The organism is Aeromonas sp. MR7 (genome assembly GCF_963899385.1).
Lineage (GTDB): Bacteria > Pseudomonadota > Gammaproteobacteria > Enterobacterales > Aeromonadaceae > Aeromonas > Aeromonas bestiarum.
This window is the reverse complement of the sequence record NZ_CAWQXH010000049.1, coordinates 75,177-90,746: the sequence shown is the minus strand read 5'-3', so window position 1 is coordinate 90,746 and position 15,570 is coordinate 75,177. Positions and strand designations below refer to the sequence as shown.

General features: G+C 61.1%; 11 protein-coding genes. 4 read left to right on the top strand and 7 right to left on the bottom strand.

Translation table 11 applies throughout. The annotated features are described in order from the left end of the window. Positions 1 to 83 precede the first annotated feature (83 nt). The 5 genes from argH to argC all read right to left on the bottom strand — a co-directional run bounded on the left by argH (position 84) and on the right by argC (position 5,905). The gene (gene argH / locus AACW87_RS17910; RefSeq protein WP_241325707.1) at positions 84 to 1,469 is read right to left on the bottom strand and encodes an argininosuccinate lyase; all 1,386 of its coding nucleotides are present in this window, start codon (positions 1,467 to 1,469) and stop codon (positions 84 to 86) included. Between the two features lie 389 nt (positions 1,470 to 1,858). Continuing rightward, positions 1,859 to 3,094, bottom strand: a complete 1,236-nt coding sequence (locus AACW87_RS17905; protein ID WP_042643720.1) for an argininosuccinate synthase — start codon at positions 3,092 to 3,094, stop codon at positions 1,859 to 1,861. A 57-nt stretch (positions 3,095 to 3,151) separates the two neighbouring features. After that, positions 3,152 to 4,069: an ornithine carbamoyltransferase gene (locus AACW87_RS17900; protein ID WP_241325706.1), complete on the bottom strand. Its 918-nt coding sequence runs from the start codon at positions 4,067 to 4,069 to the stop codon at positions 3,152 to 3,154. 25 nt (positions 4,070 to 4,094) lie between these two features. Next, positions 4,095 to 4,874: an acetylglutamate kinase gene (argB, locus tag AACW87_RS17895; protein ID WP_043142293.1), complete on the bottom strand. Its 780-nt coding sequence runs from the start codon at positions 4,872 to 4,874 to the stop codon at positions 4,095 to 4,097. A 23-nt stretch (positions 4,875 to 4,897) separates the two neighbouring features. Next, positions 4,898 to 5,905, bottom strand: coding sequence for an N-acetyl-gamma-glutamyl-phosphate reductase (argC, locus tag AACW87_RS17890; RefSeq protein WP_241325705.1), 1,008 nt, complete (start codon positions 5,903 to 5,905; stop codon positions 4,898 to 4,900). 278 nt (positions 5,906 to 6,183) lie between these two features. On the opposite strand from argC, the gene argE reads away from it, so the two are divergent. The 4 genes from argE (at position 6,184) to AACW87_RS17870 (ending at position 11,720) form a co-directional block, all read left to right on the top strand. Next, positions 6,184 to 7,329: an acetylornithine deacetylase gene (argE, locus tag AACW87_RS17885; protein ID WP_098980837.1), complete on the top strand. Its 1,146-nt coding sequence runs from the start codon at positions 6,184 to 6,186 to the stop codon at positions 7,327 to 7,329. Positions 7,330 to 7,543: 214 nt separating this feature from the next. Then, positions 7,544 to 10,177: a phosphoenolpyruvate carboxylase gene (gene ppc / locus AACW87_RS17880; RefSeq protein WP_241325704.1), complete on the top strand. Its 2,634-nt coding sequence runs from the start codon at positions 7,544 to 7,546 to the stop codon at positions 10,175 to 10,177. A 109-nt stretch (positions 10,178 to 10,286) separates the two neighbouring features. Next, on the top strand, positions 10,287 to 10,685 hold the full coding sequence (locus AACW87_RS17875) for a hypothetical protein (protein ID WP_241325703.1): 399 nt from the start codon (positions 10,287 to 10,289) through the stop codon (positions 10,683 to 10,685). A gap of 408 nt (positions 10,686 to 11,093) precedes the next feature. Continuing rightward, the gene (locus AACW87_RS17870) at positions 11,094 to 11,720 is read left to right on the top strand and encodes a hypothetical protein (RefSeq protein ID WP_241325702.1); all 627 of its coding nucleotides are present in this window, start codon (positions 11,094 to 11,096) and stop codon (positions 11,718 to 11,720) included. A gap of 181 nt (positions 11,721 to 11,901) precedes the next feature. On the opposite strand, the gene AACW87_RS17865 is transcribed toward AACW87_RS17870, so the two are convergent. Together AACW87_RS17865 and metB are read right to left on the bottom strand one after the other, a co-directional pair. Next, a complete protein-coding gene (locus AACW87_RS17865) occupies positions 11,902 to 14,358 on the bottom strand; it encodes a bifunctional aspartate kinase/homoserine dehydrogenase II (protein WP_241325701.1) in 2,457 nt (818 codons plus the stop codon). Beyond that, on the bottom strand, positions 14,358 to 15,530 hold the full coding sequence (metB, locus tag AACW87_RS17860; RefSeq protein WP_241325700.1) for a cystathionine gamma-synthase: 1,173 nt from the start codon (positions 15,528 to 15,530) through the stop codon (positions 14,358 to 14,360). The genes AACW87_RS17865 and metB overlap by 1 nt, the downstream gene beginning before the upstream one ends. Positions 15,531 to 15,570: the final 40 nt, after the last annotated feature.

Below are 15,570 nucleotides of genomic sequence, written 5' to 3'. Positions count from 1 at the left end.
TTCACATGAATATATGTGACCGTAAAAAACGGCAACCTGAGGTTGCCGTTTTGCTTTCTATTTCGGGTGACGATTCCCGCGAATTAACCCACCCGCTTGGCCAGCCACTGTTCGGCGGTGGTGAGGGCCGCATCCACCAGCTCGCGGGCGACGCCACCCTTGGCGACCCGCTTGGCCAGGGTCGCCTCCAGCTCCAGGTTCGGATAGACGTCCTCTCCCACCACCGGGCTGAAGCGGTGGAACTCGGGCAAAGACAGACCCTCCAGCGGCTTCTTCACGCCGATCGCGTAGACCACTGTCTCGCCGACGATATGGTGCGCCTCGCGGAACGGGATGCCCTTGGCGACGAGGTAGTCCGCCAGCTCGGTGGCGTTGGCGTAGCCGCCCTGGGCCGCCGCCTTGGTGCGCTCGCCATTGACCTTCAAGTCGATCAGCACCAGGGCCGCCATGTCGAGGCAGTCGTGCCAGGTGTCGAGGGCGTCGAACAGCCCCTCCTTGTCTTCCTGCATGTCCTTGTTGTAGGCCAGCGGCAGCGCCTTAAGGCTCATCAGCATGCCCATCTGGGCGCCAACCACCCGGCCTGTCTTGCCGCGAATGAGCTCAAGCGCATCCGGGTTCTTCTTCTGCGGCATCAGGGAAGAGCCGGAAGTGACCGCATCGGACAACTCCACGAAACCCGCCTCGCCCGTGTTGTAGAAGATAAGGTCTTCGGCAAAGCGCGACAGGTGCGCCATGGAGAGCGACGCCACGTGCATCAGCTCCACCACGTGATCCCGATCCGAGACCGAATCCAGACTGTTGCGGGTGGCACCGCCAAAGCCCATGTCCAGCGCCAGCGCCTCCCGATCGATGGCATAAGCGGTACCCGCCAGGGCGCCGCAGCCAAGGGGGCTGGTGTCGAGGCGCTTGAGCGCATCCTGCAGGCGGGAATAGTCCCGCTCCAGCATCTCCACATAGGCCAGGGCCCAGTGGGCGAAGGTAACCGGCTGGGCGCGCTGCAGGTGAGTGTAACCGGGCAGCACGGCGGCCTGATTGGCACGGGCGGAGGCGACCAATCCAGCTTGCAGGGCGGTAATGGAGGCTGCAAGCAGCTCGCCCTGCGCCTTGCACCAGAGTTTGAGGTCGGTGGCGACCTGATCGTTGCGCGAGCGGCCGGTGTGCAGCTTCTTGCCGAGATCGCCGACGGCGGCGATAAGCGCACTCTCAACCCAGGAATGGATGTCTTCCGCATCCGATCTCAGGATCTGCTGAGGATCCTGCTGCACCGAGGCAAGCAGCACCTCCATCGCCTGCTGCAGCTTGCCTTGCTCGGCCGCGGTCAATACGCCCACTTTCACCAGCGCCTTGGCCCAGGCCATGGAGCCCTGGATATCCTGCTCCGCCAGCCGGTAATCGAACCGCAGCGAATCGTTGAACTGCTTGAACCGGCTATCGGCTCCCTGACTGAAGCGTCCACCCCAAAGTGCCATACTGCTCTCCTTGAATGCGTTGTCGGTAGGCGCCTACGCCTGCCGTAATTGAAACCTTGCCCTGTGCTTTCCTGCACATGAGGTCTTAACGTTCTATGTTGGAATCCACGCGGCCATGGCTCTGTTCCCGCTCCCTCTGGGAGAGGGTGAGGGCATGGTTGGCTACCACCCCCTCATCCCCAACCCTTCTCCCACAAGGGGAGAAGGGAGCAAAACACACCAACATCATTCGGAAACTGGCCCTGTTATCTCACAGAAGCAGCCGAGGCGCTGCCGCTCTTGTCACAGCTCACTAGTTATCCCAGTGAGAACCAGGTCGCCGCTTAGCCGCTTATAAGTGAGGGGGCCAAGCCCCCTCACCGATTTTCTGCGGCTTGAAACCTCAAGGCTTAGCCGTGGGTGTGGTCGCCACCGATCGCCTGATGCTGCTCCTTCATGGCGCGGATCCGGCTGGCCAGGGTATAGAGACGGATAAAGCCTTCGGCGTGGCTCTGGTCGTACACCTCATCGGCGCCGAAGGTGGCGAAGTCTTCGGAGTAGAGGCTGTTCGGCGACTTCTTCTGCACCGCTGTGACCTGACCCTTGTACATCTTCAGGATCACCTCGCCGTCGAGATCCTCGGCGATGGCGTTGGCGGAGGCGACAATCGCCTTGCACAGCGGAGTAAACCAGCGACCGTCATAGACCAGGTGGGAGAACTCGGCACCCAGCTTCTCGCGCCAAGCGCGGGTCGGTCTGTCCAGTACCAGCTCTTCCACGGCGCGCAGTGCCGCCACCATGACGGTGCCGCCCGGGGTCTCATAGCAGCCACGGGACTTCATGCCCACCATGCGGTTTTCGGTGATGTCGATGCGGCCGACGCCGTGCTTGCCGGCACGCTCGTTCAGGGTCATCAGGATCTGGTGCGGGGTCAGCGGCTGGTCATCAACAGCGACCACTTCACCCTGAGCCACGGTCAGCTTGACGTATTCCGGCTCGTTCGGTGCCTGCTCGGCAGAGACGGTCCACTGCCAGACAGCTTCGGACGGCTCGTTCCAGGTGCTCTCCAGCTCGCCACCCTCGGTGGAGATGTGCCAGGCGTTGGCATCGCGGCTGTAGATCTTCTTCAGGGTCGCCTTGCAGGGGATGTCGCGGGCTTCCAGATAGGCCAGCAGATCTTCACGGGAGCGCATGTCCCACAGACGCCAGGGGGCGATTACTTTCAGTTGCGGGGCCAGGGCCGCCACGGCGCCTTCGAAACGCACCTGATCGTTGCCCTTGCCGGTGCAACCATGGGAGATGGCGTCGGCGCCTTCCGCCAGCGCAGCTTCCACCATGGCCTTGGCGATGATGGGACGCGCCATTGAGGTGCCCAGCAGATAGGTGCCTTCGTAGACGGCGCCTGTCTTCAGGGTCGGGTAGACGTACTCCTTGACGAACTCTTCGCGCAGATCCTTGACGATGCACTTGGTGGCGCCGGAGGCGATGGCTTTTTGCTCTATCCCTTCCAGATCGTCGCGCTCCTGACCGACGTCGGCGACGAAGGCGATGATTTCCGCGTCATAGTTCTCTTTCAGCCAGGGAATGATGGCCGAGGTATCCAGTCCGCCCGAGTAAGCCAGTACTATCTTGTTGATTCCGCTCATTTTACTTCTCTCCATGATGATTCGATAAAAGGTTGTGATTCAGGTTCGGTTGCCGCGTTACTTGTGACCCTGTCCAAACAAAGTCAGCAACACGGCGTTCTGGATATGCATACGGTTCTCGGCCTCGTCCATGATGAGGGAGGCTGGGCCATCCATGACCTGGGAGGTGATCTCCAGCTCCCGGTGCGCCGGCTGGCAGTGCAGCACATGCTGAATGCCGGTGCGGTCGAGCAGGGCCTGGTTGATCTGATAAGGCATAAAGATATCTTTTACCTGCTCCATTGGCGTGTTGTCACCCATGGAGACCCAGGTATCGGTGTAAACCACGTCAAACCCTTCGATATCCCCCACGTCATCGCTGATGTGAATGGTGGCGCCGGAATCGGCCGCCAGCGCCTGGGCCTGCAGGAAGATCTGGGTGTCCGGGCCGTGGCCCTTGGGGCAGATCAGGGTCACGTCGGTACCGAGCGTCGCCCCCAGCAGCAACAGAGAGTGGCTGACGTTGTTGCCATCGCCGAGATACGCCAGCTTCACCTTGGACAGATCCGCGTAGTGCTCGGCAATGGTCATAAAGTCGGCCAGCCCCTGGCAGGGGTGGTAGAGGTTGCACAGGCTGTTCACCACGGGCACGGTGCCGTGCTCCGCTAATCCAACAAGCGTCTGGTGGTCGAATACCCGCGCGACTATGGCGTCACACCAGCGTGACAGGTTGGCGGCAAAGTCCTGCACCGATTCGCGCTTGCCCAGCGCACCGTTCTGTTGATCCAGATAGACGCTGTGGCCACCGAGTCTGGCGATGCCGATGTCGAAGGTGACCCGGGTACGCAGGGAGGGCTTCTCGAACAAGGTGACCACGCTCTTGCCCGCCAGCGCCTGGCTGTACTTTTTAGGGTCGGCCTTGACCGCTTTGCCCAGGGCGATCAGCGCCAGGATCTGGGATTTGTTCAAGTCGCTGTCTTTCAGAAGATGTTGCATCGGATGTTCCTTTTTCCGGCCAGGGTTAGAGGGTGACCTGGGTGCCGACGGCACCACCGGCCAGCAGCTTGAGCAGTTGATCCGGGTAACGCCAGCTGGCCACACAGACCGGCTTGCCGAGGGTCTCGGCGGCATGCAGCGCGGCTTTCACCTTGACCGCCATGCCATCGCTGATCACGCCCTTCTCCATCAGATCCAGTGCGGTCGCCTTGTTCAGCTGCGGCACCAGCTTGCCCTTGCCATCCAGGATGCCGCTCACGTCCGACAGCATCACCAGATCGGCGCCGAGCGCCTCGGCAATGGCGGTGGCCGCCTGATCCGCGTTGACGTTCATCAGCTGGCCATCGGCCGTGATGCCGATGGAGCTCACCACCGGCAGGAAGCCCTGCCCCAGGATGCCGGTCACCAGCGCCGGGTTGCCCGGTTTGCAGTCGCCGACCGCACCGAGATCCGGGTCGAGCTGGGTCACCTGGCACAGGCCGCCATCGGCGAGGCAGAGCCCCACGGCCGGAATGCCGGTAGCGATGGCCTTGGCCATCATCTGCTTGTTGGCGGTCCCCGCCAGGGCGCCGGCGATAAAGGGGATCTGCTCGAACGGGGTCACCCGCAGGCCGTTCTTCTTGGTGGAAGTCAGACCCAGCCCCTTGAGCAGGTCATCCACCAGACAGCCGCCACCGTGCACCAGCACCAGAGGTCTGTGTTGCTCATCCAGAAAGGTTTTGAGGGTGGCGAACAGGGCGGTCAGCGCCTCGTCGTTCTCTATCAGGGCACCACCCAACTTGATTACCAGCGTCTGTTTGTCCATCGTTGCAATCCTTCCTTAAGTCCTTAAATCAGGCCGGTGGCCGGTTCAAATCCGAATTTGATATTTATGCATTGCACAGCCTGGGAGGCGGCGCCCTTGAGCAGATTGTCGATGGCGGAAACCACCACCAGCATGTTGCCCTGCTGTTGCCAGGCAATATCGCAGTAAGGGGTGCTGGCCACACCACGGATGGAGGGCATCTGGCCGGTGAGGCGCACCAGCGGCTTGCCTTCGTAAGCCTTGAGGAAGGCCTGATCCACCTGGGTCGGCGTCACGCCGTCCGCCAGCTGCACATAGATGGTGGCCAGGATGCCGCGCACATAGTTGCCGAGGTGGGGCTGGAACAGCACCTCGCAGCCCAGGTGGTGGCTGATCTCCGGCTGGTGTCTGTGGTTGAAGGTGCCGTAGGGATTCAGGCTCACTTCGCAGAAGCTGGTGTTGATGGCAGCCTTGCGACCGGCGCCGGAAACACCGGACACGGCGTTGATGATGGGCTGCCACCCCTTGGCGATCAGGCCGGCCTGCTGTAGCGGCTTGAGGGCACACAAGGAAGCGGTCGGGTAACAACCCGGCACCGCAATCAACTGGGCGGCGGCAATGGCATCACTGTTCCATTCCGCCAGACCGTAGACGGCCTGATCCAGCCACTGCTCGCTCTCGTGGGTGAAGCCATAGAAGCTGTCGTAGAAACCTTGATCCTTGACCCGGAAGGCACCGGAGAGATCGAACACCGGCAGACCCTTGGCCAGGAACTTGGGTGCAAGCTCGGCACTCACCTCGTGGGCGGTGGCCAGCAGCACCAGATCGGCCTGGGTCAGGATCCGGGTCATGCCATCCTCATCCAGCGGCAGCAGCGGCTGATCCAGCGCGCCGACCCACTGGGGATGCAGGGAAGAGAAACGTTTGTGTGCATCCTGGCTGCCGGCCGACACATAGAGGCCGAACAGCTTGAGTTGAGGGTGGTTCTGGACCAGTGCGGCCAGTTCGGCTCCCGCGTAGCCACTGGCACCGACGATAACGGTGTTAAGCATTATTGAGTATTCCAAGTCAGGGTTCGAAATTCACAGCATGGTGCTGCAGATGGTGCAAGGGGTGAGGAACCGCCCCTTTGACGCAACGCGTGCGGAGGGGCAATTCAGGCGGGTGTGTGTCGTCGGTTATAGATCAGGTGACAGAACATTAACTTTCCCTTACAACTAGAAGCCTTGTCGATGAGCCAGATATCCAGGCAAACTTACAGAATATTCATGCACTCACTTTGCATTTGTATTTTCTAACAGAAACATTCCGGGGACGCAAGGAGGAGCTGATGGCCAATCTGGATTTTTTTGCACTTTATAAGAATATTATTGCGATTCCCTCCATCAGCAGCACGGATCCCCGCTGGGATCAGAGCAACGAGGCGGTGATCCGGCTGCTGGCCGACTGGTTCGGCCAGCTCGGCTTTCAGTGCGAGGTGACCGCCCTGCCGGATCTGCCGGGCAAGTTCAATCTGGTGGCGACGATCGGTCAGGGCGAGGGCGGCCTGCTGCTGGCGGGCCATACAGATACAGTCCCGTTCGACGAGGGCGCCTGGAGCAAGGATCCCTTCAAGGTGACCGAAGAGGGCAATCGCCTCTACGGCCTCGGCACCATAGACATGAAGGGTTTCTTCGCTTTTATCGTGGAGGCGCTCAAAGAGATAGATCTCACCACCCTCAGCAAGCCGCTGCGCATCCTGGCCACCGCCGATGAAGAGACCACAATGGCGGGCGCCCGCGCCATCGCAGCGGCGGCCGAGCTGAAACCCGACTACGCGGTGATCGGCGAGCCCACCGGACTGGTGCCCGTGGTGGCCCACAAGGGGCACATGTCGGAGGCGATCCGCATCACGGGCAAGAGCGGTCACAGCTCGGATCCCGCCAACGGCGTCAATGCGCTGGAGATAATGCACCAGGCCATGGGGCGGGTGCTCCGCTTGCAGCAGGATCTGAAAGATCGCTACGCCGACCACCGCTTTGCGGTGCCGCAACCCACCCTGAACCTCGGCTACATCCAGGGGGGCGACAGCCCGAACCGCATCTGCGGTTGCTGCGAGCTGCACATAGACATGCGCCCCACACCGCAGGTGGGGCCGGACGAGCTGATGGGCATGCTGAAGGAGGCACTCGCCCCCATCGAAATCCACCAGCCGGGCTGCCTGCACCTGCAACACCTGCACGAACCCATCCCCGCCTATGCCTGCGCGGACGACTCAGTGCTGGTGCGCGAGGCCGAGAAGGCGAGCGGGCACAAGGCCGAGTCGGTGAACTATTGCACCGAGGCGCCCTTTATCCAGCAGCTGGGATGCCAGACAATCGTGCTGGGCCCGGGCCATATCACCCAGGCCCATCAGCCGGACGAATACCTGGATCTCTCCTTCGTCAAGCCGACCACGGCTGTGCTGCAACACCTGATCCGCCGGTTTTGCCTCTGAATTGACGGGAATGTAAGTAAGTTACATAACATGCCGCCTCGGGACAGGTGAGGGAAATACATGTTCTGAATCGGCCTGTTATTTGACCTTGCGCAGACAATCTGGGTAGATTGTCACCCTAAGATGACGGAGCATATGTTGTAATCACACAACAATAAGTGAGGCTGTCTCTCACCTCGGATGGAGAGAGGCACCAACCAGATAAGGATGTGGAATGAACGAAAAGTACGCCGCGCTACGCGCCAACGTAGGCATGCTGGGTCAACTGCTGGGCAAGTCCATCAAGGATCATCAGGGACAGGCCTTCCTCGACAAGATCGAAACCATTCGCCAGTTGGCCAAATCCTCCCGCAAAGGCAATGAGGCAGACCGGGAACGTCTGCTCGATACCCTGCGCACCCTGAGCGATGACGAGCTGCTGCCGGTGGCCCGCGCCTTCAGCCAGTTCCTCAACCTCGCCAACGTGGCCGAACAGTTCCACACCATCTCCCGCCGCTGCGAAGAGCAGGTCTGCACCCCGGATCCGCTGGAGCAGATGTTCGCCAAGCTCAAGGCCTCCAACCTGTCACAGGAAGCCATCATCCAGGCTGTGCGCGAGCTGGATATCGACCTGGTGCTGACCGCTCACCCGACCGAGGTGACCCGTCGCACCCTGATCCACAAGCACGTGCAGCTCAACGACTGCCTGGAGGCGCTGGAACTCTCCGATCTGCTGCCCCGCGAGCGGGACAAGATCCTCAATCGCATCGAGCAGCTGGTCAATCAGGCCTGGCACACCAACGAGATCCGCGAGCAGCGTCCGACCCCGGTGGACGAAGCCAAGTGGGGCTTCGCCGTGGTGGAAAACAGCCTGTGGCCGGCCATTCCCGAATTCATGCGCAATCTGGACGAGCGGCTGCAACAGCACCTGGGTGTGCGGCTGCCGCTGGATGCCGCGCCGGTCAAGTTCACCTCCTGGATGGGCGGTGACCGTGACGGCAACCCCTTCGTCACTGCCAAGGTGACCGCAGAAGTGCTGGAGCTGGGCCGCTGGATGGCGGTCAACCTGTTCTACAAGGACATCAAGGAGCTCACCTCCGAGCTCTCCATGTCCGACTGCACAGACGCAGTGCGCGAGCGGGTGGGCGATCACCCCGAGCCCTACCGCGCCCTGGTGCGCGAGCTGCGTGAACAGCTGCGCGAGACCCAGGAATTTCTCACCGCCAAGGTGCAGGGTCAGGCGAGCGAGAGCCGGGATCTGGTCAAGACCACGGCCCAGCTGCGCGAGCCGCTGGAGCTCTGTTACCACTCGCTGCACGCCTGCGGCATGGGCAACATAGCCGACGGCATGCTGCTGGACGTGCTGCGCAAGCTGGCCTGTTTCGGCATCCACCTGGTCAAGCTGGACATACGTCAGGATGGCGAGCGCCACGGTCAGGTCTTCTCCGAGCTGACCCGTTACCTCGGCATGGGCGACTACGCCGAATGGAGCGAGGACGACAAGCAGGCCTTCCTGCTCAACGAGCTGAACTCCCGCCGCCCGCTGATCCCGGCCGACTGGGAACCAAGCGACGAGACCCGCGAGACCATAGACACCTGTCGGGTGATCGCCGGTCACGATCCCGATGCCTTCGGCATCTACATCATCTCCATGGCCGGCGCACCGTCCGACGTGCTGGCGGTGCAGCTGCTGCTCAAAGAGGCCGGCTGCAAGTTCCGCATGCCGGTTGCTCCCCTGTTCGAGACCCAGGAAGACCTGATGGCAGGCACCGCCGTGATGGAGCGCCTGCTGTCGGTGGACTGGTATCGCGGCTACATCCAGGGTCGTCAGTACGTGATGATCGGCTACTCGGATTCCGCCAAGGATGCGGGCATGATGGCCGCCGGCTGGGCCCAGTACGCCGCCATGGAATCCCTGGTAGCACTGGCCGAGGCCAACAAGCTGCGCCTCACCCTGTTCCATGGCCGTGGCGGCACCGTCGGCCGTGGCGGTGCCCCCGCCCATCAGGCGATCCTGTCACAACCGCCGGGCTCCCTGCGCGGCGGCCTGCGGGTGACCGAACAGGGCGAGATGATCCGCTTCAAGTTCGGCCTGCCGAAAGTGGCCATCCACAGCCTGAACCTCTACACCAGCGCCGTGCTGGAAGGGAACCTGCTGCCGCCACCCAAGCCCAAAGAGTGCTGGCGCGCCGTGATGGAGCAGCTGGCCACCGTCTCCTGCGACCACTACCGCAGCATAGTGCGCGGCCATCCGGACTTCGTCCCCTACTTCCGTGCCGCCACCCCCGAGATGGAACTCGGCAAGCTGCCGCTCGGTTCGCGCCCCTCCAAGCGCAAACCCAACGGCGGCGTCGAGAGCCTGCGTGCCATCCCCTGGATCTTCGCCTGGACCCAGAACCGGCTGATGCTGCCGGCCTGGCTCGGTGCCCACAAGGGGCTGCAGCAGGCCATCACAGACGGCCAGAAGAGCGTGCTGGAAGAGATGAGCCGCCAGTGGCCCTTCTTCCGCACCCGCCTCGAGATGCTGGAGATGGTGTTCCTCAAGGCCGACGTCTGGCTGGCCGAGTACTATGACACCCGTCTGGTACCCAAGGAGCTGTGGGGCCTGGGCAAACAGCTGCGCCAGGAGCTTGCCGACTCCATCCAGGTGGTGCTGGAGCTGCGCCCGCAGGGTGATCTGCTCGACGACCAGCCCTGGATCAAGGAGTCCATCAAGCTGCGCAACCCCTACACTGACCCGCTCAACGTGCTGCAGGTCGAGCTGCTGGGCCGCTCGCGCAACCATGCCGAGATCCTGCACCCCGAGCTGGATCAGGCGCTGATGGTCACCATCGCCGGTATTGCCGCAGGCATGCGCAACACGGGTTGATAGCTGGCAGGCCGCAACGCAAATAGACAAAGGGCGCCAGATTGGCGCCCTTTTCGCAGGTATTTAATTGCCGCATAATCACTTCATCTTCAATGGAGGACGCCTGTCCATGCGCCTACTCTATCTGCTGGTTCTCTTCGCCTCTTTCACGGCGGGTGCCAATACCGACGACACAATAATGGTCTGTGATGGGCTGATAACCAAAGCCAAAACCTATTCCACCATGCCGCCGGCCACCCTCAAAAAGCTAAGGGACGCGGCCATGGAGGCAACACTGGAAGATTTTCGCCAGGAGTATGGTTCCGCCGTCGATGATGCTGTGACTCAGCTGCTGGCGACCAACCTCTCTCGGGAACAGGTGCAATTCCAGGTGCTTCGTCAGTTGCGCATTTTTCAGGGCATGTTGATCAACATGGGGTTGAACCTGAATGGGGTTGAAGATCCCGCCCTATGGGAAAAGTTTCGTCAGGACTGCATCACCTCGAACGACCAGTGGCCTGCCATGTGATTGCCTGCGCGGCACTTGGCACACACCTTTGCCTGCCGAACTCCCCCAGTCATTTCTGCTAGCACTCTGCAATTCAGGGAGCGGCGTCTTGTGGTACCAGCCATGACATACCCCATTGTGCGGCAGTTCCCAACTGAGAAGGCTCTGATATGGCACCTTTTTACACAGTAGATTTTCAAGTGATTTATATCAATACAACTAAACATATAATTAATTGCATTCTGGATTTTTAAGCTTTATTTAAAATAAACCTTTTAAACAGGTTTAAAATTTCACATGCAGTGATAGTTAGAACATACCCAACCATATATAACAAAAAAGATTAAAAATAAACAATGCAATCCTCCATATGGCATGTGTGACAACATACCAAGTTGATATAATATCATTTTTATTTGGAGGGTTACCATGAAGAGCATATTTCTAGCCATTCTGGCCATATCGCTGACCACTCACTATGCGTATGCTAAAGATGGCTATGTTCACGATAGCTTTAGTTCTGGTTCACTGTCAGGCTGGCAGGTTTTTGATAACACCTCTGATAAGGCAAATATTAGTACCGAGAACAGTACGTTATGCATAATTGCTCAAGGCAGCTCACAGAGCTTTGCGTTCGCAGGAGTCGAAAAACTCATCACCCCGACCACAGATCTGTCCTTGAGCGTTGTAATGCAGGGGGATTTCAGCAATCTGTCAGAAAGTAATTCTCGGGCATATGTGGCAATCAACAACGAAGATGGCAGTGATGCTCTTCAGGTCTACATTGGTCGGGATGGCAATGATGTTTGGACATCTCAGGTCTGTACTGGTGGAACATGTACCTCCCCCAAAGGGAAATATATAAATATGTCCAAGGCTCGCGTAACGATTATTAAGATGGACGGAACACTGAAAATATCTGTGAATGGCACATCTATTTACTCAGAGTCAACATCAATACAAAAAGTAGGAAAGATCACTCTTGGTGGTGGCGGGAGAGCTAACAAACAAGCATTCCCTGTGTATTTCAATGAATTCAGCTTGCATGTAATGTAACTGCAAATACGCTATTTCTGTAAATATATAGATATGGGTCACTTTCCACTCCATATTTCACTTACAAAGAGGGGAATAAAACCTACATCAACGGAACTGATAGAAGCTACATGAAAAAAGGCGCCACTATGGCGCCTTTTTATTCGGTTAGATAGGTGGGTCACAGTCCCCAGCATGTGTCTTAGAGGGAGGCACAGATCTGCCAGAGGTCGTACTGGATGGCGGCGGCCGTCACTTCCCGACCGGCGCCCGGCCCCTGGATGACCAGCGGGTTGGTGCGGTAGCTGTCGCTTTCGATGGCGAAGATATTGTCGCACGGCAGCAGGTTGGCGAACGGGTGGTGGGGCTCCAGCGCCTCCAGCCCGACCCGCGCCTTGCCATCGTGCTCGAAGCGAGCGACGTAGCGCAGCACCTTGCCGAGGCGCTTGGCTCCCTCGAAGGCGCTCTGGATCGGGCCGTCCAGCTCTTTCAGTCTGTCCATGAACTGATCCGTACTCACCTTGCGCAGGGGTACTGGCACCAGGTTCTCCAGCTCGATGTCGGCAGAGTCGAGCTCAAAACCTGCCTCCCGCGCCAGGATCAGCAGCTTGCGGCGCACATCCTGACCGGAGAGATCCTCGCGAGGATCCGGCTCGGTCAGGCCGTGCTGCCACGCTTCGTCCACCAGCTCGGAGAAGGGGCGGCTGCCGTCATACTGCTGGAACAGCCAGGAGAGGGTGCCGGAGAAGATGCCGGAAACCCCCTGAATGCGGTCGCCGCTCTGGCGCAGCATCTGGATGCTGGACTGGATCGGCAGCCCGGCGCCCACGGTGGCGTTGTAGCGCCACTGCACCTGATGGTCGCGGCAGCTCTGCTTGATGCGCTGGTAGAACTCGCTGTCGGCGGCACCGGCAAACTTGTTGGCCGCTATGATGTGGATGCCGAGCTGGGCGAAGTCCGGGTAGTAGCGGCTCACCGTCTCGCTGGCGGTCATGTCCAGCGCAATCAGGGTATCGAAACTGTGCTGCTCAAGCTGGGCCAGCAGCTCGGGCCAGATCAGCGGTTTGGGGTTGAACTTGTCCTGCACCTTGAGGGGATCCAGCCCCTCTTCGTCCAGCAGGCCCCCTTCCGAGCTGAACACCCCGTAGAGAGTCAGCGCCAGATTGAGTTCATGTTCGAGGCGCGCTTTCTCGCGGCCATAGAGGCTCAGCCAGTGGCCGCCTATGTTGCCCTTGCCGAACACCACCAGGCCGACCCGGGTCGGGCGGCTGAACAGGGCGCTGTGCAGGGCGATAAGCAGCGGCTCCAGCACCACCTGACGCACGACGGCGACCAGACTCAGGCCATCTCTGGCCACCTGCACGAACTCCAGCGGCTGATCCGCCAGCAACTGATAGAAGCGGTGACACTGTTCGGCGTTGTCGGTCACCCCGGCACCCACCAAAGCCACCAGACTGAACCCCTCTTTCTGGATCAGGCCGGTGAAGCTGCCCTGCAGCTGGAAGTCGCGCAGCAGCTCGAACGCCCCTTCCGCCACTTCCAGGGTGTAGGCCAGACGCAGCACCCGCCGATCCGGCTGGCGCTGCAGGGTGAGCGGGTTGAGGCGGTGGCGGGCCAGATGGGCCTCGATGGCCGCCACCGTTTGCTCAAAATGGGTCTGCGGCAACACTTTCAGCTCGATCAGGGCAATCTGGTCCACCGAGGAGACGATGCGGGCGCCACCGGAGCGCGGCGCCCGGCGCAGTATGTGGGTGCAACCCTCGTCCGGGTTGTAGCTGCAGCGCAGGGTGAGGCGCTGGCGGCTGTCGGCCACGGGTTGCAGGGTGCGCGAATGCAGTACCGAGGAGCCGAGACGGGCCAGCTCGTTCGCTTCGGCCAGGCTCAGGCGCTCCAGCAGGCGCGCCTCCTTGACCCGCCGCGGATCGGCGCTGTAGACACCGGCCACGTCGCTCCAGATGGTGGTGGATTCGCCATCCGCCAGCAGGGCCAGCAGGCTGGCGCTGTAGTCGGAGCCGTTGCGACCGAGCAGCAGGGAGCGTCCCTCCATGTCGGCGGCGATAAAACCTGTCACCACGATACGACCGGCATGTTCGGCCAGCCGCGCCTTGAGCAGTTCGCTGGAAAGCGCAGTATCCACCTTGACCAGGGCGCCGTCCTCGGCGCGCAGGAAGCTGCGGGCATCGAGCCAGATGGCCTTGTCGCCGCGGCTGGTGAGCAGGGCCGCCAACAGGCGCGCCGACCACACCTCGCCAAAGGCGAGCAGGCCGTTGCGCTCGAAGCGGTCAAACTGCCCCTCCAGGGTTTTGGCGATCAGCTGCATGTCGTCGGCAAGCTGCTTGCTCAAATCGAGCTGCAGTTCCCCCTCCAGCAGGCCGTCGATCAGGCTCTGCTGATAGGCGTGCAGGGCCGTGATGGCTTCACCGGCGGCCTCGTCCCCCGCCTCGGCCAGCTCCACCAGCTGGATCAACCGGTTGGTGGTCTTGCCGGCGGCAGAAACCACGATCAGTTCATCTCCGCCAATCTGCTGCTCGACGATAGCCGCGACCCGGCGATAGCAGACCGGATCCGCCAGACTGCTGCCACCAAACTTGTGCACATGGCGCCGCTTCAATCCTGCTTCTGTTACCACCGCGATCTCTCCTTGTTGCTGCTGTTCCATTACTTCGCTACCTGCTCTGCCTGCTGCGCCTGTTCAAAAGCCTGAGCCAGATCGGCCACCAGGTCTTCACCGTGTTCAATGCCGACCGACAGCCGCAGCAGCTGGGCGCTGATGCCCGCCGCCTGCTGCGCCGCCGGTGTCATGGCCCTGTGGGTCATGCTGGCCGGATGGGCCACCAGACTCTCCACCCCGCCGAGGGACTCGGCCACCGAGAAGAGGGTGAGGGCCGCGAGGAAGGTGCGCAATCCGGCCTCGCTGCAATCGAGTTCAAAACTTAGCATGGCGCCGAAGCCGGACTGTTGACGGCGCGCAATATCGTGGCCCGGATGGGTCGGCAGGCTGGGGTGATAGATTTTTTTGACCAGCGGCTGTTGCTGCAGGAAGGCGAGGATGCGATCCGTGTTCTCCTGATGGGCACGCAATCTGGGAGCCAGGGTGCGCAGGCCACGCAGGGTGAGGTAGGAGTCGAACGCCCCGGAGGTGAGCCCCAGACAGTTGGCCCACCACACCAGCGACTCGGCCAGCTCGGGTTCCTTCGCGATCGCCACCCCGCCCACCACGTCGGAGTGGCCGTTGATGTACTTGGTGGTGGAGTGCACCACCAGATCGGCCCCCAGCGCCAGCGGCTGTTGCAGCAGCGGCGAGAGGAAGGTGTTGTCCACCACCACTTGGGCCCCCACTTCATGGGAGGCGGCGGCGATGGCGGCTATGTCCACCACCCGCAGCAGTGGGTTGGAGGGGGTCTCCACCCACACCAGTGCCGGCTTCTGCGCCAGGGCCTCGGCCAGCGCGGCTTCATCCCCCTGATCGACGAACTGCACCCGGTAGTGGCCCTTGGCCGCCAGATACTCGAACAGTCGCCAGGTGCCGCCGTAACAGTCATGGGGGGCGATCAGCAGATCCCCCGCCTTGAGCAGGGCCGTCGTCACCAGATGGATGGCCCCCATGCCGGTGCCGGTCACCACGGCACCGGCGCCCCCTTCCAGCGCCGCCAGCGCATCCGCCAGATTGGTGCGGGTCGGGTTGCCGGATCGGGCATAATCGTATTGACGGGGCTCGCCAAAGTCGGCAAAGGTGTAGTTGCTGGAGAGGTAGATGGGCGGCACCACGGCACCGTGCTGTGTGTCTGTCTCAATCCCGGTGCGTACCGCCTGGGTGGCCTTGTGGGTCATGTCACTCTCTCCTTGAACTGTCGCTGGGCGATGGCCGTTC